Annotated in this window: 21 protein-coding genes; 5 read left to right on the forward strand and 16 right to left on the reverse strand. The window is 38.3% G+C overall.

Going from position 1 to position 19,085, the window contains the following annotated elements:
* Positions 1–22: 22 nt before the first annotated feature.
* Positions 23–523 carry a DUF3592 domain-containing protein gene (locus V7K56_RS35990; RefSeq protein WP_334918807.1) on the reverse strand — a complete coding sequence of 167 codons (501 nt, stop codon included), beginning with the start codon at positions 521–523 and terminating at the stop codon, positions 23–25.
* 172 nt (positions 524–695) lie between these two features.
* Here V7K56_RS35990 and V7K56_RS35995 point away from each other — a divergent pair, with 172 nt between their 5' ends.
* The 3 genes from V7K56_RS35995 to V7K56_RS36005 all read left to right on the forward strand — a co-directional run bounded on the left by V7K56_RS35995 (position 696) and on the right by V7K56_RS36005 (position 3,693).
* Positions 696–2,951: a glycoside hydrolase family 10 protein gene (locus V7K56_RS35995; protein WP_334918809.1), complete on the forward strand. Its 2,256-nt coding sequence runs from the start codon at positions 696–698 to the stop codon at positions 2,949–2,951.
* A 101-nt stretch (positions 2,952–3,052) separates the two neighbouring features.
* Positions 3,053–3,190 (forward strand): hypothetical protein, encoded by a 138-nt coding sequence (locus V7K56_RS36000; RefSeq protein WP_334918811.1) that lies wholly within the window; start codon positions 3,053–3,055, stop codon positions 3,188–3,190.
* 38 nt (positions 3,191–3,228) lie between these two features.
* Entirely contained in the window at positions 3,229–3,693 is a 465-nt protein-coding gene (locus tag V7K56_RS36005) for a hypothetical protein (protein WP_334918813.1), read from the forward strand.
* 609 nt (positions 3,694–4,302) lie between these two features.
* On the opposite strand, the gene V7K56_RS36010 is transcribed toward V7K56_RS36005, so the two are convergent.
* Positions 4,303–4,491: a hypothetical protein gene (locus V7K56_RS36010; RefSeq protein WP_334918815.1), complete on the reverse strand. Its 189-nt coding sequence runs from the start codon at positions 4,489–4,491 to the stop codon at positions 4,303–4,305.
* Positions 4,492–4,607: 116 nt separating this feature from the next.
* Between V7K56_RS36010 and V7K56_RS36015 the strand changes: the two genes are divergently transcribed.
* Entirely contained in the window at positions 4,608–4,823 is a 216-nt protein-coding gene (locus V7K56_RS36015) for a hypothetical protein (RefSeq protein WP_334918817.1), read from the forward strand.
* Positions 4,824–4,871: 48 nt separating this feature from the next.
* On the opposite strand, the gene V7K56_RS36020 is transcribed toward V7K56_RS36015, so the two are convergent.
* From V7K56_RS36020 to V7K56_RS36085, 14 genes are all read right to left on the reverse strand, one after another.
* Positions 4,872–5,474, reverse strand: coding sequence for a glutathione binding-like protein (locus tag V7K56_RS36020; protein ID WP_334918819.1), 603 nt, complete (start codon positions 5,472–5,474; stop codon positions 4,872–4,874).
* Positions 5,475–5,633: 159 nt separating this feature from the next.
* The gene (locus tag V7K56_RS36025; protein WP_334918821.1) at positions 5,634–6,701 is read right to left on the reverse strand and encodes a WD40 repeat domain-containing protein; all 1,068 of its coding nucleotides are present in this window, start codon (positions 6,699–6,701) and stop codon (positions 5,634–5,636) included.
* A 288-nt stretch (positions 6,702–6,989) separates the two neighbouring features.
* Positions 6,990–7,130 carry a hypothetical protein gene (locus V7K56_RS36030; RefSeq protein ID WP_334918823.1) on the reverse strand — a complete coding sequence of 47 codons (141 nt, stop codon included), beginning with the start codon at positions 7,128–7,130 and terminating at the stop codon, positions 6,990–6,992.
* Between the two features lie 106 nt (positions 7,131–7,236).
* Positions 7,237–8,112, reverse strand: a complete 876-nt coding sequence (locus V7K56_RS36035; protein WP_334918825.1) for an STM4011 family radical SAM protein — start codon at positions 8,110–8,112, stop codon at positions 7,237–7,239.
* Between the two features lie 37 nt (positions 8,113–8,149).
* Positions 8,150–9,343: a HEAT repeat domain-containing protein gene (locus tag V7K56_RS36040; RefSeq protein ID WP_334918827.1), complete on the reverse strand. Its 1,194-nt coding sequence runs from the start codon at positions 9,341–9,343 to the stop codon at positions 8,150–8,152.
* An 81-nt stretch (positions 9,344–9,424) separates the two neighbouring features.
* On the reverse strand, positions 9,425–10,789 hold the full coding sequence (locus tag V7K56_RS36045; protein ID WP_334918829.1) for an STM4012 family radical SAM protein: 1,365 nt from the start codon (positions 10,787–10,789) through the stop codon (positions 9,425–9,427).
* A 92-nt stretch (positions 10,790–10,881) separates the two neighbouring features.
* Entirely contained in the window at positions 10,882–11,673 is a 792-nt protein-coding gene (locus tag V7K56_RS36050; protein ID WP_334918831.1) for an STM4013/SEN3800 family hydrolase, read from the reverse strand.
* Position 11,674: 1 nt separating this feature from the next.
* Positions 11,675–11,902, reverse strand: coding sequence for a hypothetical protein (locus V7K56_RS36055; protein ID WP_334918833.1), 228 nt, complete (start codon positions 11,900–11,902; stop codon positions 11,675–11,677).
* A 35-nt stretch (positions 11,903–11,937) separates the two neighbouring features.
* Positions 11,938–13,071: an STM4014 family protein gene (locus V7K56_RS36060; RefSeq protein ID WP_334918835.1), complete on the reverse strand. Its 1,134-nt coding sequence runs from the start codon at positions 13,069–13,071 to the stop codon at positions 11,938–11,940.
* A gap of 14 nt (positions 13,072–13,085) precedes the next feature.
* On the reverse strand, positions 13,086–14,366 hold the full coding sequence (locus V7K56_RS36065; protein WP_334918836.1) for a hypothetical protein: 1,281 nt from the start codon (positions 14,364–14,366) through the stop codon (positions 13,086–13,088).
* 48 nt (positions 14,367–14,414) lie between these two features.
* Positions 14,415–15,638 (reverse strand): hypothetical protein, encoded by a 1,224-nt coding sequence (locus V7K56_RS36070; protein ID WP_334918838.1) that lies wholly within the window; start codon positions 15,636–15,638, stop codon positions 14,415–14,417.
* Complete coding sequence (locus V7K56_RS36075) at positions 15,635–15,949, reverse strand: hypothetical protein (protein WP_334918840.1); 315 nt, start codon at positions 15,947–15,949, stop codon at positions 15,635–15,637. The genes V7K56_RS36070 and V7K56_RS36075 overlap by 4 nt, the downstream gene beginning before the upstream one ends.
* A 74-nt stretch (positions 15,950–16,023) precedes the next feature.
* A complete protein-coding gene (locus V7K56_RS36080; RefSeq protein ID WP_334918842.1) occupies positions 16,024–17,253 on the reverse strand; it encodes a hypothetical protein in 1,230 nt (409 codons plus the stop codon).
* Positions 17,254–17,316: 63 nt separating this feature from the next.
* Positions 17,317–18,573: an STM4015 family protein gene (locus V7K56_RS36085; protein WP_334918844.1), complete on the reverse strand. Its 1,257-nt coding sequence runs from the start codon at positions 18,571–18,573 to the stop codon at positions 17,317–17,319.
* 293 nt (positions 18,574–18,866) lie between these two features.
* Here V7K56_RS36085 and V7K56_RS36090 point away from each other — a divergent pair, with 293 nt between their 5' ends.
* Entirely contained in the window at positions 18,867–19,079 is a 213-nt protein-coding gene (locus V7K56_RS36090; protein WP_334918846.1) for a DUF2997 domain-containing protein, read from the forward strand.
* Positions 19,080–19,085 lie beyond the last annotated feature (6 nt).

Genomic DNA, 19,085 nt, shown 5'->3' on the forward strand with positions numbered 1-19,085 from the left:
TATTAACTGACCAAATCTATAGTCACTTACCTGAAGACCAGCGTACAGGCAACAGTGTGCCCACGCTAAAAACCACAGCTAACCCACCCATACCAAACATTCCCCAAGGTACTAAACCTTCCAGCGGATTCACCACACGCGCAGTGCTTATCGGTTGTTTAGGATTGTAACGTACCACTACCATCTGACCGTTGCTGGAGCGGTAGGACTCATAACTGCCTGTAAAGCGAGTGCGTTTACCGTTGGCTAGAAACTCGATAACTGGTGCATAGGTTTCTTTTTGCTCATTATCATTATTGTTCGTACTGCTGCGATCGCGACGACTGATGCTGTCTACCACCGTACCACGTGTTTCGTTTAACGTTGCACCTTCGTGCGCGATGATGTTACGTACCCAAAAACCGCCTCCAATAAATAGCAATCCAATGACCAGCCCAATACTTGCGCTTAGTTTGTCGTCAAAAGTATTTTGGTGAGGTTTGAAATTCATGGGTTTGAGGAATGGCACAACAATAAATTTCATCACAATCTCGATTACAGCTTACATTTGAAACATTTTTATTTGGCACCACTAACCTGATAACTGCGTCAACTATCTTGCAGCTAAATTACCGCATCAGTTTTCCTGATGTAGCAATTTAATGTTTACATGGTATTAAATATAACCAATTAACCTCATTTAGTAAGCAGAAGTAATGACAATTCAGTTTTGGGAAAAAAGTAGAGAAATTAATGCAACTCTAACTAACTTACTATTTAAGCCTATACACAGACGGGTACTACTAGGTCTAAGTAAGGCGAGTCAAGAGACATCGCCGTGGCTTTTGAAAAAGCGTCTGTTGCCATTATTATGTCTAATATCATTTTTTCTAGTATTGTTACTCAATAGCTTTGCTCCTGCCGTTGCCCAACTACCTCCTCAACCTCGTCAGGAAATTCGCGGGGTATGGCTAAGTGGTAACGATTTTAGCGTTTTTAGAAATCGTTCACAGGTGCAAGCAGCCATGAACCAACTGCGGCAGTTAAATTTTAATACTGTTTATCCGATAGTCTGGAATGATGGTTATACACAATATCCCAGCGCCATCATGCAGAAAATGGGTATTCCCTTTTTCTTCAAGGGAATAGATGGACAAGATGTAATTGCAGACATTATTACTCAAGCCCATAGCCAAGGGTTACTAGCAATACCCTGGTTTGAATTTGGTTTCATGGTTCCTCTAACTTCGGAACTTGCATCACAGCATCCAGATTGGCTAACCCAACAAGGGGATGGCACTCAAACTTCAATTAGTGCTGCGGGTGAAGTGGCGTGGTTAAATCCCTTTCACCCGGAAGTGCAAAAATTTATCCGCGAACTTGTCATGGAAGTTATGACTCAATACGATGCTGATGGCGTTCAATTTGACGACCATACGAGTTTACCTGTAGAATTTGGTTACGATAAGTACACGATAAGTCTATATACTCAAGAAACTGGCAATCCTCCTCCACCTAATCCCTTAGCCCAAGCATGGATAAAATGGCGGGCAGATAAAATTACTGCTTTCATGGTAGACCTTTACCAAACCGTGAAAGCCAAAAAACCGAATGCTATTTTTTCAGTTGCTCCTAATTATTATAATTTCGCCTATAAAATGCAACTGCAAGATTGGCTTAACTGGGTACGGTTGGGTATTGTTGATGAGTTGGTGATGCAGGTGTACCGTAATGATGTGGAAAGTTTTATCGCTCAAATTACCCGCCCAGAAATTTTAGAAACCCAACAAGTCATCCCAACTGGTATTGGTATTATGGCGGGGTTACGAAATCGCCCAGTTTCCATAGCACAAATCCAATCCCAGGTAGAAGCAGTGCAACAACGCGGTTTAGGTATCGGATTTTTCTACTACGAGAGCCTTTGGGATATTGCCCCGGAACCAGCAGCGCAACGCCAGTCGGCATTTGCGGCTCTTTTCCAAAAGTCAGCGTTGCGTGATATCTCGCAAAATACACCCCGCAAGCCAACTTTTAATACCATATCCTTACCTTTATATCCAAAACCTTCCCTTGGGCAACGTGTTCGCGGCTATTTTTTGGAAGTTGCGATCGCAAATGGTCAACCAAAACGTATCTTATTAGATACAGGGTCGGCAGGGCTAAGAGTTCCCAAAGAGTTTTTAGGTAATTCTTTGATCCGAAGAACAGGTCAAAATATCAAAGAGGTATTAAGTGATGGTACTATCCTGGAAGGAGAATTAGTTTATACTAATGTCCGCTTTGGTTTAATTCCCACCACCGAACCTGTTCCCGTACAGGTTGTTACTAATCGCCAGTGTACTGCCCAAAAACCTAAATGTTCAGCAAATAGTGGTGTGCCATTTTCTGGAATTGTCGGTGTTAACTATTTTGAAAAATCACTTCCCTATAACCCGTTAAGAAAATTATCAGGCAATCTAAATAACGGATTTATCGTTAATGGTAATGGTGGTAGTAACAACAATGGCAGCCTTATTCTCGGTTTAACTGCCGAGAATCAAGCAGGTTTCAAAATGGCTTCTTGGAGTCAACAACCCGAAATTAATGGTGTACCCGGTAAAATATGGGACTCTCGACTGAGCAAAGTTTGTTTAACTCTTGCTGGGAGTGCTGCGAAAAATTCGTGTAATAGCAGAGCGATCGCTGATACTGGAACTATTAATGGTTTAACTGAATTCAAGTCAGCTTCTACAGCAGGTAAACTCAAACCCGGAGTATTAGGGTCAGCAAATGCTGTGAAAGTAGGAATTAATGGCATTTTTGATTACAGTTTGACACCAGGAACCCGTGACGGATTTAATCGCTGGAATTTGAGTATCTCGCCACAAGCAGAACCGACTATATTTGTAAATCCTGGAATCGCCTTGTTTGATAAATATGATGTACTCTTTGACCAAGTTAATGGTAAACAGGGTTTTCGCAGTCGGCGGTAAGAAAAAAGTAAAGACTTGCTTACTCAGATAGCGTTCAATTAGCCCAGGATTTACGCAGCAAAAACTTAGGCGATTGGCAAGGTGCGATCGCAGATTTGCAAGTGGCACTAGAACTATTCAAAGCTCAAGGCGATCGCAGTTCTTACCAAAAGGTTCAAGCGTGGCTTAGGAAAGCAACCCCAAAAAGTGAGATGAAACCAAAAGCTCGCCCACTTGAAAAAGCAAGCGATCACTTTTAAACTTGTCTAACGTCAACTGTTTTGCAAAGGTAATACAGATGTGGGAATGTTGCAAATGTCATGAGCAGAATGAAGAGACTTTCTCCTTCTGCTGGAGTTGTGGTACATCAAAGGACGGAATCGAGGACAGGTCATTCCAGGGTGTTGACGAAATTGCTCGTTCTAGTGTTAAAGGTCAGCCAGTTCTAGTAACATCTACAGGCATAATCAATGCCGAGGATTCTTCTTCGACGTATCCAGTGAAACAAAGAGTTGAACAAATGGTTTGTATCAAATGTGATTCGTCAGATATAATTCCCAACGTTCGCATTGTCTCCCACATACAAGGGAATAGCCAGGATCTGCAAGTAGAATTTTACGATAATCCAGAAGCACTTATATTTAAAGGAACTCATACCTTGACATTAACAGCATATATTTGTGGTCAGTGCGGTTATACAGAGATGTATGTGAGCAATCCACAATACTTACTTAATCAGTACAGGAAGAATAAGAAAATTTAATTGCCGATAAAACCTCTGCAAATGTCGAGGCAATTACATTATCACTAATCCCAATCACATTCAACAACTCGTTAATTAAGTTGGTTTTGCGTTTCAGTCCCCTTGCGGGGTAATTGGTTTTGGAAACCGCGCGGAGCTTTGATAAGCCGCCGACAGGATGGAAGGTTTCAGTCCCCTTGCGGGGTAATTGGTTTTGGAAACTTGCTGGAAATTGGACAGGGAAATGGCCCGAGATTGTTTCAGTCCCCTTGCGGGGTAATTGGTTTTGGAAACTTTTCTCCCGTCCATCTTCATTTGCCTTCTGAGCCTGTTTCAGTCCCCTTGCGGGGTAATTGGTTTTGGAAACCGCTCGGTATTGAAACTGTTACAGAGCAGGCTTCCTGGGAAGCGTTTTGGCAAATCAAAAAAAAAGGTCATTTTCAGACGCTCTTATTGCAAGTGATTTGCAACTTTCCGAATTCTTGAAACGCTGTAGTTATTCATTTGTCAAGGTTCTGGCGATTTTGGCAGATCCCCCAGGGTTTTAGCCCTCGCTTCGCCTTGCCAAACATCAAGCTGATTACCTAATCATAAGACGTGTATCTATTATTGTCGAGGTGTTTTTATAATTTAATCTGTAACATCGTATTCTTGCTCAATCAAACCTAACAATTTCTCTTTCACCGCAGTCAAATACGGTCGCTTCAACTTCCCCAAGTACTTCAGCACAGCACGGGCAGCCTCTTCCAAGTTTTCATTTTCGCGTAACCTACTGATGCGTAGGCGTAGCCCGCCGCAGGCATCGCTTATTTGTTGCATCTATTTATATTCCGACTTACGAGTTATGACTTCTGACCAAGACGGAACTCTCAGAGTATACCTCTTGCAAAAGTCCTAGATGCGTGAGACAAGTAAGTTAGAGTTGGGTAGCATCTATGACCTATGAACAAGTAAAGAGCCTGAAGCCAGAAGACTTTAAACGCTTGTGTGGTGTACCTCAGGAAACTTTCAACCAGATGTTAGAGGTAATGCGATGTCTACGACGGGCTGCGCCTACGCTAAAGCAAACAAAACAAAAAACAGGACGACCAGGTAAGCTTTGCTTGGAAGACCAATTGTTGAGCTTAATAACAGCGATCGCATCACTCTAAGCTTAGGAGAACCAGATCCCGATTGTTGACTCATCCTTCCTTCTGTATTTAAGGGACTTGCATTCCGCGTTGTACAGCCGGACGTTGCTGCACCATGTCCACCCAGCGTTTGAGATTTGGGTAGTTGTCAAGTGTTAAATCTTGAAATTCATAAATCGCTACCCACGGATAAGTAGCAATATCAGCAATAGAATAGTCACCACAGATAAATTCATTGTCTTGCAGTTGTTTATCTAAAACACCATAAATACGTAAAGTTTCCTTTTCATAACGTTCGATGGCGTAGGGAATTTTTTCGGGTGCAAAGCGTTTAAAGTGGTTAAGTTGTCCAAATATTGGCCCGACTCCTCCCATTTGGAACATCAGCCACTCTAGGACTTGAAAACGGCTTTTTTGGTCAGTTGGTAAGAGTTTGCCTGTTTTTTCGGCTAAGTAAATCAGAATTGCGCCGGATTCAAAAACTTTAATCCCTGTCTCTTGGTCAACAATGGCAGGAATTTTACTATTGGGATTGATGGCGACATATTCAGGTGTAAATTGCTGTTGAGTAGTAATGTCAATTTTGTGGACATTGTAGGGCAATTCGACTTCTTCCAACATTACGGAGGCTTTGCGTCCATTGGGCGTGGTGAAGGTGTAGAGATCAATCATGTGCTGCTACCCCAGAATATTAGCAATTTCCAAAGGTAGTGTAGCTTTGATTGAGAAATAAGAGTATTGGTCGATAGAGAGATAATAACAATACTAGAAGGAGGCAGAAGGTCAAAACTTACGCAACGTGTATTCTAGTTTAACCCTCGCTTTCACCAGTTAGTTTATTCGCCAAATATGTATAGTGCTATCCTCATTGCTACTGACGAGGATTTTACCATCCAGGCTCAGAGCAAGCCCTAAAACAGAACTGGAACCATCCCTCAATGTGTGCAACAGTTTTAAAGTCTCTAAGCTCCACAGTTTAATAGTGCCATCATAATTGCCGCAGATCAGAATTTTGCCATCAGGGCTGATGGCAAGAGATTCAACTGAATTAAAATTATCAGTAAACTCATGCAGCAGTTTTCCAGTTTGAAGATTCCATAATTTCAGAGTACTAATTGCACGATTTCGAGAAACTAGCTGACCAAAACTACCAGTAACAAGCTTTTTGCTATCTGGAGTAATGGCAATAGCATCAACTCCGGTTTTGTGCCCTTTGAGAATAGAGCGTGTTTTTTTAGTTTGTAAATCAATCAGCCTAATTGTATTGTCATCGCCACCTCCAGCACTTACAAGGGTTTGCATATCAGGGCTAAATGCAACTTTACTCACAAATCCTGAGTGTGCAGCAATGGTATCAAGCAGCTTAAGCGTGTGTAAATCCCAAAGCTTGATTGTGCGATCGTCACTGCCACTAGCAATCAATCTACCATCTGAACTAATAGCAACCGTTTCTACTGGTTGAGTATGTCCACTTTCGCTATCAAGCATAAGGAAAGTGTGTAAATCCCAAACCTTCATTGTTGGGGTGCTTATCCCACCACTTACAATCCTCTTGCCATCTGGACTAATAGCTATTGAAGTAACGCCATCTGAGTGAGCTTCTAAACTACGAAGTAATTTTCCAGTACGTAAATTCCAGAATTTTATTGTATCATCTCTACCTCCACTAATTAGAGTTTGCTTATCTGGGCTAATCACAACTGCTCGAACACCAAAAGTCACTTTTTTATGTCCAGTCAGTGTGTGAACAAGTTGAATCTCTATTTGGGACTGAGTAATTGTACTATTGCCTATGGGAAGACTTGAACTAGAAGAATGTACATCAATAACAGTGATATTTACTGCAATTGCTAAAACTATAATGACTGGTTTGGATTTGAGAAAATTCAATAATTTCATGGTGCTGAAGAACGCAATTACATAACATGGTTTCCATTGGATGGACGCAATCGCATCCAATCTGATAGACCATAGTCAAACATTGGGTATAAGTTAATAATCCAAATACAGTTTCCTAGTGATTAGAAAAATCATCATCTATCATTGTTTCAATCACAATACCCCCAAATCGAGCTTCTTGGCCCCAGCACTTCACTCTGGCAATGTAGCAAATCTGGCCTTCGTACTTCTCTTTAGTCTCAATAACAATTCCCTCAAATCCTCCACTCATTGAGGTATTAAAGAAACTCAACTTTCGTCATGTTCATACAAATATTTAATCGCCAACAATCTCTGCCGTGTGTATTGCTTTTGATGTTTGTAGTATAGTTTTTGCCACAAATCTAAATTTAATTGGCGATCGCCTAATTGAAAGGTTCTGTTTAACATAGATTTCCGTAGATGCTGCCTGTGTACTAATAGTGTAGTATAATTTCCTTCTTCTTAGGTAATTTTCTGGCAGGAAAGGAGTAGTCAAATTGATAAACCTTGATATTTATATTACTGGACAATTTTGATTAGCCCAATTATCAGGAATTCTTTCTAAAATACCAGAACCAAATACCTTATTCATTTCTAAATATTCCAGATGAACGTAACCAATATGACAGTGACAAGTTTGGTTGGTACAAGGTTGTTCAAACAAAGCTGCTTCCCAGTCAGAATCGTAAATATTACCAATTGCTGCTTTAATAAAATGACATCGGTACATTGTGCCGTCACCATCAACAGAAATCACTGATTTTCCAGCCTGACAAGAATGCCCAAAGCTAAGATAATGTTGAGTATTTAGTTCATATAACGGGTCAATAGATTTGAAGAATTCTCGATTTTCTGGTGATAAATCAGGAAGTTCAGCCTTGACAGCATTAATCCACAAATAAACGTGGTGTGGTAACTCCTGACGTAAAGTGGCTATTTCTGTTTTAAACTTGGGAAAACCGACAACTCCAACGCTAAATTTGATATTTTTGTTGTCTAGATTGAGGCATTTTTGTAAGAAGCGATCGCGTGACACCCATTCTGAATGAAAAGTTGCCCAAAGTGCTAATTTATCTTTATTACATTCCTCTACCCAATCTAGCTGACAAGAGAGATTAGTTTGAATTGCGGCTTTATTAACATTGGGCAATTGCGTTAATTTTATCAGTGCTTGCTGATACCAATAATGGATTAGAGCTTCTCCCCAAGGGGTAAACAGAATTGAAAATTGATGTTGGGGATGTTGGGAAATCCAATTGACAAAACGTTCTAAAGATTGTTTATCGATTGCTAATTCGGCGGCTGTTTGTTGGCGTTTAGCAAAGGGGCAATATTCACAACCGTAGTTACAACTGATTAAAGGGCCGCGATAAAGGATAATGAGATGCATATTAATTGAATATCCAAATTAATTTTTTTAAGTTTGATTATTCAGAAACAGAACAATATCGATCGCCTGGCTCCTTTTCTGTATCTGCAATAACTTCGACATCTAACAGTTTCAATCTTTCAACCATTTCTTCAGTTAAACAGTTATGAGAAACATTAAGAATATCTAGCTGATTCACAGCAGGACAATTTAGTAAAGCTTCAGCACCTTCATCTCCTAAATCTCCTAACGAAAGGTCTAAAACTTTAATTTTATTAATAACAGGAGAGTTAACAATAGTAACAGCAATATTATTAGCATATTCACTGTTACGCAGTCCCAAGTAAGTCAATTCAGGGAATAAATTACCTGAGAAGATTGGCATTAAATCATCAATAGAAGAGTTTCCACCATATTCATCAGTACCTAGCCATAATTCTAAATGTTCTAATGCTGGGAGAGTGAGAGAGAGAATTTGAGCAATTTTGTTACGACCTAATCCTCCAGTTTCTACAATTAGTGCTTTCAAGTATTCATGGCGTAAATAAATGAATTTTTTCCAGGGAGATTTATCATCTCCACCGCGAACTAGCAACATTTCTAGATTAGATAAACCTTTTAAGATAAGACTAATATCCTCAATATATGTCCAAGAAATTTGGTAATCTATGTCATAAGGTCCGTAAAAAAGAGCTTTAATATTTTTTAGAATATCTGGCGATAAAATGCGCCATAAATCATAGTAACCTCTAAATATCAAAGCTTCTACTTTATTTACTTCGGGTTCTCTTAAGAAAGTAGTAACATTATCATCCAGAACATAAGCTTTTTCAGCAGGATTTTGCAAACCTATTTTAGGGTCAGAGCTCTCAACTTGTCGATTGTAAAAGTTTTTGAAAGTATTATAGATATATCCCTCATTTAAAGGTTCATCTATTCGCTCAATTAAGTCCCAATACTTATATTCCTGCAAAACTTGTTTGACTTGAGGCTCAATTCTATCACGTAATAAATTATAGGCAGCTTGACGGACTTTTCTTGAACAATCATGCAATGAATGTATTACTAAATTTAACCCTTCTGTTTGATAATTCAATGTATCTTGAAGAGCGGCTACACGTATTTCTGCATAAGGACTTGCTAAACGTTTTTTAATTCCTTCAACACCACCTAGTACAGCATCAGTCGTAGGTGATGCTTCTCCTCCAAGTACCGCATCAAATTCTCTGGGTTTATTTTGATTGTTTGTCATATTTTCTCCAACGGTAGATGTAATATAAATATCTGTATAAACATGATTCATCGCTTCTGTACAAATCTTTTTTAAATCCCACTATTTCAACTCATAATCCTGCATTAATTCCTGAACTTTCTCAGAAAATAACCACACACCAATAGTGTCAGAGCGCTCAATGCCAAATTCAGTTAACTGAAAAGTATCTTCGTAATTAATTGCCAAATTTAAAGCAAGCAGTTCTGAAAATCCTGGAAAATCTGCGTATACTTCACCACCAAATTGTTGGCGATAACTAGCACAATTTAATCCTTCATCGGAAAGCAAAGATAACAAAATATATCGCCGACGTTGTTCTTCAGCATTTAGTTGAAAACCATAGTGCGCGTAGTCAAATGACTCATCTGCTGTTTGAATATATGCTTGTAAAATCTCGCTGATTCCCTTTGCTCCCACTGCATAATCGTTGGAGTAGTGCAAAGTATTAGTGTATGAACGTGCGCCACAACCTAAACCAACCATACCGTCGGCTTGACAGCAGTAGACAGGAGATGAGGGAGAAAGATTGTTAGGTTGTTCCTTTTCTAATCGTTGAAACATCCGCATGGAAACTTGCGTATATCCTTGCGATAATAATAGCGATCGCCCTTCCCGATAACAAGCTAAACGAATATCGTCCCATTCTTTATCTGTGCGTCCCAAACCTGTTAACGGTCGTACATATAATGGATACAGATAAATTTCTTTTGGTTGAAAGCGCAAAGCAGCGTGTATTGATTGCAACCAAGTATTGACAGTTTGACCGGGTAAACCGTAAATTAGGTCAATATTCAAAGTCGGAAATCCAGCTTCTTTTATCCTTGTCAAAGCTGCTTCTACTTGAGTATTGGATTGACGGCGCTGAGTTGCTAAGACTTCTGACTCGATGAAACTTTGGACACCAATGCTAACACGATCAACGGCGTGCGATCGCAGCAGCTTTAACTTATCCTCAGTTGCGGTTTCTGGTGAGACTTCCACAGAAATGGGAATTTTCTGTAACTTTGCACCCATCGTATTTTCAGCAATATTGAGAATAGTTTCGAGGTGCTGAATGGGTAATTGGGTGGGAGTTCCGCCACCAATAGCGAACCTAGCAAATGTCGCATCAGCCAACACCGCTTTCATCCGTTGCGCTTGTCGCTGTAACGTGCGGACATATTGACTCATAAAATCTTCATTGTGGCTGACTGTAGTAAACAGGTTGCAGAACCCACAACGCATTTCACAAAACGGTATGTGTATGTAGAGAAATAGCGCTTGTCTATCTTGCTGTGCCCAAAGTTCCGGGAGATACACAAGTGGAGTCAGGGGACGGTAAGCTGTTTTGTGGGGGTAAGAATAGACGTATGCTTGATAGGGAGACTGGGCGATTTTAGCTTTTAGATTTTGGATTTTCGATTCAAGATTTTGGGTTTTAATCATAGAATTTCAAGGATTTTTATGACAAGTTAAGAATTTGCTTTAAGTCTCATGCAAAGAATAACTCTGCGCCTCTGCAGCTCTGCGTGAGATTTTCATAAAATAAACTCTGCATAGGGAACAGTCCAAACCACAGGATGGCTAAGTCGATGTCCAGTGTAACCATCTTCACCATAAGTTGTCCCGTGGTCAGAACAGAGAATGCAAAATGTAGAATGCCTTTGGCGTATAATATTCCAGAGTTTAGCTAATTGGCGATCAACATATTCCAAAGCTGCGGCATGAGATTCAATAGTGTCGATTTTATCCTTTGCATTAGGAAGGTAGAAATAATTTGGTTGATGCAAGGCAGAAATATTTATAAATAAAAATATGCGTTGATTATTTGGCGTTTTTTCTAAAATATGTCGTGCAAAATTTACCTGATTTTCTGTAGAATTGGGATTAGTAACACCTAATTCTGGACTCCAATAACTTTCGGCAAACATTGAGGGAATTACATTACCTAAAGGGTTGCGTTTGTTGAAAAAACCAACTCCACCAATGCAAACTGTATGATATTCCTTAGCAGCTAATCCATTAACAATATTTGAGGTATCTAACACACAAGTTGTATCAGTTGTAGTGGTACTTCCTTCAAATCCCAAAGCAAAAAGGCGGGGGTGAATTCCAGGCGTTACAGGTGTGGGTAAAAAGCCTGCGAAAAACGCATGATGAGAAGCGTAGGTGAAGTTTCCGGGTGAATGGCGTTCTTCCCAACCTGTTTTAGGGAGTACTTTTGCTAAGTTTGGAGTGCGTTCTTGTGCAAGTAAATCTTTGGCTATGTCGTAACGTAATGTGTCTAAGGTGATAAATAAGATGTCATGAGTTCCGACGATTTCATTCATATTAAACATAGCAATAAAAAAAATCTTTACGAGTTAAACCTGGTTGTAAAAGCGAAGCAATTTCTGGATCTTTTTCTTCTAAGGTTTTTAATATTCTGTCTAAAGATTCTGTTAAAATCAAACTTTTTACCTTTTTATTTCCTCCTAAAACTACACCATAAAGAGGAGGTGGCGCTTCCCCACCAAGTACTGCGTCAAATTCTCCCGATTTATTTGAATTGTTATTCATTTTGGTTAATCTTAATTTATAGTCGTACCCTAGATTTATATTGCCAAGATCGCTTTAATTTCACTCGTATAAGTATCCATTCCATTCCACAAAATATCCGGTAATAAATCACCGAAAGCATTAATCTCCAAAATTGCATGAGTTTTCCAATCTGGTAAAATTAATAAATCCACTCCACAATATAAAGTATTAGGAAATAATGCTGCTGCTTGTTTACAAGTTCGCTTCATCATCTCCCAGTTTTCTACACCAACTTTTGCTAGAAATTCCTCAGTATTTCCCCGTTCATTCCCCAAATGTAAATTTGTCATGGGACTTTTACCAAGGCGAACAACGATATGTTGTGCTTCACCATTGATAACTACCACACGCACATCAAAACCGCATCCTTGCAAATGTGCTTTAGGTAGCCATTCTTCAACTTGTACGCCTTCTGCTGTCAAGATGTTGATGATATCTGCAATTTCTTCGTGATGAGTATAGTGCTTAATTTTCCGGGAGTTGTAAAGCAGGGTTTGCCCATTTTCTCGCACTCGTTCGACGGTGGTAATAGCTGATTCAAAGCGTGAATTTGCACGGTAAGCAACGACTCCAGAAGCGGCGGAACCGTGGGAAAGTTTGACGAATACTCGTTCTATTCCCTGCGTTTGCATTTGTTCGCGTAAGTGAGCGTAGTTGTGAATTTTACCTAATGATCGCGCAACAGGAATATTGTAACGGCTGAATATTTCGTGACAAGCTGGTTTGTCAAACATTACAGTAATGTCTTGCGGATGGTTCATGAAGTACCCCTGGAGAGGAGTAAGTTGAGATTCCCATTTTTGCAGGAGATAGCGCCAACCTAAATACCACTGTCGCGGGTAGAGGATGAGTCCTTTGTCGAATTCTAATTCCATAGCTTCGCTAGGACTAATGCGTTGATATTGTCGGTTATCTGATACGTTGAAACCTGCGGCGATGATCGCTTTATCGATATCAAAGTTCTTTTCTGGAGAATCGAAGCGGATAATAGTGTTGGGTGCGTTAAATTGTTCGAGAGTTTGTTTACCTGAAATCAAGTCTGCGTAATCTACTACGGTGGCTGGTGGTAAATTGAAATGGGTTAATGCTTGTTGGAGGAAACCGACACGGCGATTTCCAGGGTTGGCGATGAGGATAAAGCTTGGCATTTTTTGATATATTTTTATTCGTATAAACAACTATAGCGATCGCCATATTGATTATCTTGAGGTTGTGCAATAACATGGCACACAAGTCGGTTTAATACTTCAGTATTTGAAATGTAATTCATAGAAAGATTAAGGGTGTGAAGTTGGTTCATCGCAGAACAATTTAAAATATATTCAACTCCTTCATTTGTCATTTCTCCCATTGAAAGGTCGAGAACTTTCAAGCGTTTTATTAAAGCAGAACTTACTAATGCTTTGGCTACTTCATTAGCATGTTCACAACTTCGTATACCTAAATACTTCAGTTTCGGAAACCGTTCAGAAATTATTGGAATTAAGTTAACTGAATCAAATCCAGACCTTCCTATCCAAAGTTCTAAATATTCCAGATTTGGTAAACTAAGATTAACAATCTCATTAAATGTCGATTCTGGTAAAACCTTAGTTTCAATAATTAGCGTTTTCAAATGCATATGTTCCAATGGAGTAAATGTCAAACACGAACCTAAAGGATCGTAGTTATCTCCGTCAGCTCTACCACGTATATGAAAAACCTCCAAATTTGGATAAGCTTCTAGAATGAGGCTCATATTCCTGGTTAATTTATGCTTAGACCTATCTTTGTAAGGATCATTTTGAGGATCGCCCCAAAATAATGCTTTAAGGTTGCTAAGTTGATTCTTAGCTTCAATAAAAATGTCTATAAAACAGTGACTAGGATAGTTACAGTGTAAAGCTTGGGTTTTGTGACTCTGGGGACTATTGAGAAATATTTGGAATTTTTTGGTAGACTCTTCTTTATCAAGACGCTGCCTTTCTGACCTAAAACTTGACAGTCCAGAGTCAGATTTTACTATTGATCTAACTTTGGTATTCAAAATCTGCCAGTCTAGTTGTAAATTTAGATTATAAGCTGTATTTACGGGACTTGTAATACCTACGTTTGAATTAAATTCTTCAACCAACCAATCTGTCATTGTGCTGAAAGCATGGTAGGGATCATAATCTAACAACGCCTGTTTTCCTTTCTCTCCCCCTCTTTGCTTCAATAACCGCGCTGCAAAATGCCTTATCTTACTTGCAGAACTTGTTAAAGCATCAATCACTAAATCTAAACCCATATCCCCATAATTCAAAGCTTCAGAAAGTGCAGCAACTTGCACTTCTATAACTGAACTTTTCAAGCGACTTTTTATCCCCTCAATCCCTCCTAATACCACACCACTAACAGGAGGAGGTGCTTCGCCACCATGTACTGCGTCAAATTGTCTCGGTTGATTTGAATTATTGTTCATTTTGGCTACTTCTAATTTATAAGTAAAAATTTGTATATATAAAATTTTTCATTCGTGTAACGCAGAATAGCGAGAAGGGCTATATCCTTCATATATTTTTTCTTGAGAATGAGCAATCAATAAACAATCAATTAAGGATGATTGTTTAATCTCCTGAATAAATTCTTCTGATACATAGTTGTGAGCAATATTGAGGGTATGTAAATTAATGATTGTTTCTGATTCAATCAAAGCGTTCAAACCTGTATCTGTTAAATTTCCCATTGATAAATCTAGTACTTCCAGGGTTGCAAGAATGGGAGATTCAGCCATGAAGGAAGATTGTGCGATCGCATCGGCTATTGCATCAGCATAATCGCTATGCAAACCTAAATACTTTAAATTAGGAAATGATTCACTAAAAAGTATTGGTCTGAGACTATCAATAGTATCATCAGAGCTATGTTCAGAAGTTCTACCCATCCATAATTCAAAGTACTCTAACGCTGGTAAATCGAGTGAGCAAAGGCGATAAATGGCTACATCACTAATATTTGCTGTCTCAATAATTAAAGTTTTCAAATTATTATGTAGTAGTTTGTCACATTCTAGTTCGTTGCAACAACCACGAATATGTAGCACTTCTAGATTAGGACAAGCTTCTAATATTAAAGTTATATCCCCCACGCCTATATAAGATTTTTTATAGTGATTATCTCGACAATCACCTATAAAGAAAGCTTTCAGATGAGTTAACTCCTGACGCGCTTCAAAAAGAGTATCAACGTAACTATAAAAATCTTGGCTAACTTCGTAATAACAGTTGTACCGAGATAAATGACAAATTAAAGCTTCAATTTGACTAACTTGTGGGTCTTGTAGTAGTAACTTTAATTGTTCAGTATTTACTATGTAGGCTGTCTCTTCTGGATTGATGATACCAAATTTCGGATTAAAATTTTCCGATGTCCAATCTTTTAAAGTTGTAAAAAATAACCAAGGTTCACAGCCGAAAAGTGCTTGCTTACCTTTACCTTCTGTTTCTTGCAATAGTTCAACTGCAATTTGGTGAATCTTATGTGAATAATCTTGCAAGGCATCAATCACCAAATTTAAACCTATATCTCCATAATTTAATGCATCAGCAAGTGTAGCAACCTGTACTTCAAAAATTCCACTTTTTAACCGATTCTTAACTCCTGCAATTCCTCCTAATATCACACGACTATCAGGATATGTTTCTCTACCAAGTACTACGTCAAATTCTCTAGGTTTATCTGAATTATTATTCATCTTAGATTTTCTGAATTTTGTAAAAAATGTGTAAATTTAGGATGGTTTGTCGGGCGCGATCGCAAAATATTATAAGCTGATAATCTCACCTGTCCTGACTGATTATGTAGGGCTTGAATTACTATCTCCAAACCTACATCACTGTAATTCAAAGCCTCAGACAGCGCCGAAACCTGCGCTTCAACCACCGAACTTTGCAATCGATTTTGTACTCCTTCAAGTCCTCCCAAAACTACACCGCTTAATGGAGGAGGTATTTTTCCACCAAGTACTGCATCATAAACTCTTGGTTGATTTGGATTATTGTTCATCTTGGGTTGTATATTGTCTCTATTGTTATATTCGCTACTTTGATAGATTGACAAATGGTGATTTTGGCTTTAGTCTATTCCCAGACTGAGTAATAGCGATCGCTAAACTGAGAATCTGTAATTACTCGACATTTCAACTCAGAAAATTGCTCAATTGTATTTTTATGTAAACGATTTGCAGAGATATTAAGGGTATGTAGACGATTAACTGCTGGAGAATTTAATAAAACATCCCCATTACTTATATTTCCATCTGTTAACTCAAGTACTTTCAAGTTATTTATAATTGGAGAGTTAACTATAGCCTGAGCAATTTCACTCATGTTCCCACATTTTCTTATGGCTAAGTACGCTAGATTAGGGAACGACTGACCCGAAAGCACAGGGACTAAACTATCGAGGTTAATGTTGCTTAAATCGCTTCTACTTAGCCATAACTCAAAGTACTCTAGAGAAGGTAAATATAATTGACAAACTTTTATAAGATTATCATTAGATATACCATCAGCATCAACAATCAAAGTTTTTAACCTCTCATGTTTTAACGGTTTAATAGGAACATTGAAATTATTTTGATTATTCCGGACTTGTACTATCTTTAGTTCAGGTTTTAGAATATCTTCCTCAAGCATTCGACCCCGGATGTGGAGTAATTCTAAGTTAGGATAGGCTTTCAGCAGAGGATGAATACTACATACTTTAATATTTGATTTTTTATATTTTATATTTATTAAATCGCAACAATCTCCAATTAATAATGCTTTTAAGCTTATCAGTAATTCACGACTATTAACCAGTGTGTTAATGAAATCTTTAAAAGCGGTTTTAGTGTCTGGATTTTTATAATACATTTCGCATTTTATTGCTTCTATAGACTTAGCTTTTGAGTTTTGCAGCAAACATAATAAATTATTTTTATCCCTTGCTGTATAGGCAATTCCTATCGTGTCATGTATTCTCTTGTCATAACTATCTTCCCAATTTTTAAATATAGTAAAAACTAACCAAGGATTATAATATAGTAATCCTTGCTTTCCTTTAATACCTGCTTTGTGTAGTAAATAAACAGCACAGTCATGTATTGCTTCTGAAGAGTTATATAAGGCTTCAATAATCAAATCTACTCCTGCGTCACCATATTTAAGTGCATCTTCAAGTGCTGTAATTATGACTTCATCATCTTCGCTATTTAAACGATTTTTAACTCCTTCAAATCCTCCTAAAACTACAGCGTAATTTTGACTTTGTGCTTCTCCACCAAGTACTACGTCAAATTCTCCGGGTTGATTTTGATTATTATTCATCTAAGATTTCCTAAATTGATTAGATTCATATTTAAAATTAAATACGGTACACCTAGCGTTCAATTACTCGGCAACAGAACAATAGCGACTGTGAATATAGCTATCATCATTTTCCTCTTTCTGCTGATTTGCCAAAACATGCACATCCAAACTAGATAATTTCTCAATTATTTCCTGAGACAAAAAGCTTTCTGAAACATTGAGAATGTCAAGATAATTGATAGCTTGACAATTTAGCAATTCCTCAGCACCCGCATCACTCAACGTTCCCATTGAAAGGTCAAGTACGTTAATACAATTCATAATTGGAGAAGATACAATAGCATTGACTATTTCATCGGTAAATTGGCTATTGCGTAACCCTAAATAAGTTAAGTTGGGAAACTTATCTTCAAAAAGAATCGAATGTATATCTTCAACCCAACAGTCTCCGCCGTAATCTTCACTGCCGAACCATAATTCTAAATGTTCTAATGCTGGCAGATTCATATTACAAATGTGGGCGACAGCATCTCGACTTAATCCTCCAGTTTCCACAATTAATGCTTTCAGATGATTGTGCCGGACTGGTGGACTAAAATGTAAACCTTCCCCACCACGAACTTGTAAAATTTCGAGTTTGGGATAAGCTTGCAAAATCGGACTTATACCACTTTGTTGGATCCAAGAAATTTCGCATTCACTAGGTTCGATATCACCAATAAAAACAGCTTTGAGATTAATTAAATATTTTTTGGCATTAACTAAAGCTTCGACAATACTACTTGAATCCCTTTCATAAGCTTCCGGCCACAAACCAAAGACTAAAGCTTCTAATTTGTTAGCGTTGGATTCTTGCAGAAGTCTACTCAGTTGACTCCATAAATTCTGCTCATTATCATCATATCTACATCTAAGAGCGTAAGCATTGTTAACAGGTTCGGCAATACCTATATTTTGATCAAACTCTACAACTTGCTGATTAGCAAATTGAGTAACGGCATACCCTTGATATTCGTTCAATCTTTCTTCCAAGTTCCAAGGTTTATATATCTGCAAAGCTTGTAAAACTTGCGGTTCTGTTCTTTGCTTCAATACTCGATAAGCAAAACGCTGCACTAACCTCGATTTATCTTGTAATGCTTGAATCAAGACATCCAAGCCTGCATCACCATATTTTAAGGCTTCGCTGAGTGCAGCAATTCGCACATTAGCCACAGGATTTGATAAACAGCGTTTAATACTCTCAATTCCTCCGAGAACAAGTCCATCTATAGGAAGCGGCGATTGTCCTCCTAAAACTGCATCATAATCTCTGGGTTGATTTTGATTGTTAGTCATGTTGATTTATTTTTCAAGTCTCAGTTAGGGTTCCCAAAAACTCTGTTCTAATTTAATTACCAGCTTGCTAAAGTAGCGCCTCTTTTACGTGATTATAGTAGTAAATAATACATTTATACTTTGACTCGGTTTCTTTCATGCTTGTGCAATCTTATTCGATATAGTACATTTGTTTTGGTATATTAGCAAAAGCTCTAACGCCCTTATTTGGTAATTGCGGTTCGCTGGCAAAAGTGATACAACGGAATAACTGCGTATTGCTTTAAAACCTTAAAAATATAAATATTTTATTTATGGCAGAGTATCAAAAAGTTGAATATCGCATTGGCAAAGATGGGAAAATTACGGAAACAGTGATTGGTGCTTCTGGTGCAAGTTGTACTAGCACAACATCTGGAATTGAAGATGCTTTGGGAGACGTAGAAACTCAAGAACTGCTTCCTGATTATTACGAGGGGCAAGAAAACGTGACAGGAACAGAACAACAGTCTCTCAAACAACAATAGGAGAGA

The organism is Nostoc sp. (genome assembly GCF_036917535.1).
Classification (GTDB): Bacteria; Cyanobacteriota; Cyanobacteriia; order Cyanobacteriales; family Nostocaceae; genus Nostoc.

Coding starts and splice junctions, on each gene's coding strand:
- V7K56_RS36080 (WP_334918842.1), bottom strand. CDS start 17,253: ATGAATAATAATCAAAATCAACCCGGAGAATTTGACGTAGTACTTGGT.
- V7K56_RS36045 (WP_334918829.1), bottom strand. CDS start 10,789: ATGATTAAAACCCAAAATCTTGAATCGAAAATCCAAAATCTAAAAGCT.
- V7K56_RS36005 (WP_334918813.1), top strand. CDS start 3,229: ATGTGGGAATGTTGCAAATGTCATGAGCAGAATGAAGAGACTTTCTCC.
- V7K56_RS36090 (WP_334918846.1), top strand. CDS start 18,867: ATGGCAGAGTATCAAAAAGTTGAATATCGCATTGGCAAAGATGGGAAA.
- V7K56_RS36040 (WP_334918827.1), bottom strand. CDS start 9,343: ATGACAAACAATCAAAATAAACCCAGAGAATTTGATGCGGTACTTGGA.
- V7K56_RS36060 (WP_334918835.1), bottom strand. CDS start 13,071: ATGCCAAGCTTTATCCTCATCGCCAACCCTGGAAATCGCCGTGTCGGT.
- V7K56_RS36085 (WP_334918844.1), bottom strand. CDS start 18,573: ATGACTAACAATCAAAATCAACCCAGAGATTATGATGCAGTTTTAGGA.
- V7K56_RS36025 (WP_334918821.1), bottom strand. CDS start 6,701: ATGAAATTATTGAATTTTCTCAAATCCAAACCAGTCATTATAGTTTTA.
- V7K56_RS36055 (WP_334918833.1), bottom strand. CDS start 11,902: ATGAATAACAATTCAAATAAATCGGGAGAATTTGACGCAGTACTTGGT.
- V7K56_RS35990 (WP_334918807.1), bottom strand. CDS start 523: ATGAAATTTATTGTTGTGCCATTCCTCAAACCCATGAATTTCAAACCT.
- V7K56_RS36030 (WP_334918823.1), bottom strand. CDS start 7,130: ATGTTAAACAGAACCTTTCAATTAGGCGATCGCCAATTAAATTTAGAT.
- V7K56_RS36035 (WP_334918825.1), bottom strand. CDS start 8,112: ATGCATCTCATTATCCTTTATCGCGGCCCTTTAATCAGTTGTAACTAC.
- V7K56_RS36020 (WP_334918819.1), bottom strand. CDS start 5,474: ATGATTGATCTCTACACCTTCACCACGCCCAATGGACGCAAAGCCTCC.
- V7K56_RS36075 (WP_334918840.1), bottom strand. CDS start 15,949: ATGAACAATAATCCAAATCAACCAAGAGTTTATGATGCAGTACTTGGT.
- V7K56_RS36050 (WP_334918831.1), bottom strand. CDS start 11,673: ATGAATGAAATCGTCGGAACTCATGACATCTTATTTATCACCTTAGAC.
- V7K56_RS36070 (WP_334918838.1), bottom strand. CDS start 15,638: ATGAATAATAATTCAGATAAACCTAGAGAATTTGACGTAGTACTTGGT.
- V7K56_RS35995 (WP_334918809.1), top strand. CDS start 696: ATGACAATTCAGTTTTGGGAAAAAAGTAGAGAAATTAATGCAACTCTA.
- V7K56_RS36010 (WP_334918815.1), bottom strand. CDS start 4,491: ATGCAACAAATAAGCGATGCCTGCGGCGGGCTACGCCTACGCATCAGT.
- V7K56_RS36065 (WP_334918836.1), bottom strand. CDS start 14,366: ATGAACAATAATTCAAATCAACCGAGACAATTTGACGCAGTACATGGT.
- V7K56_RS36015 (WP_334918817.1), top strand. CDS start 4,608: ATGACCTATGAACAAGTAAAGAGCCTGAAGCCAGAAGACTTTAAACGC.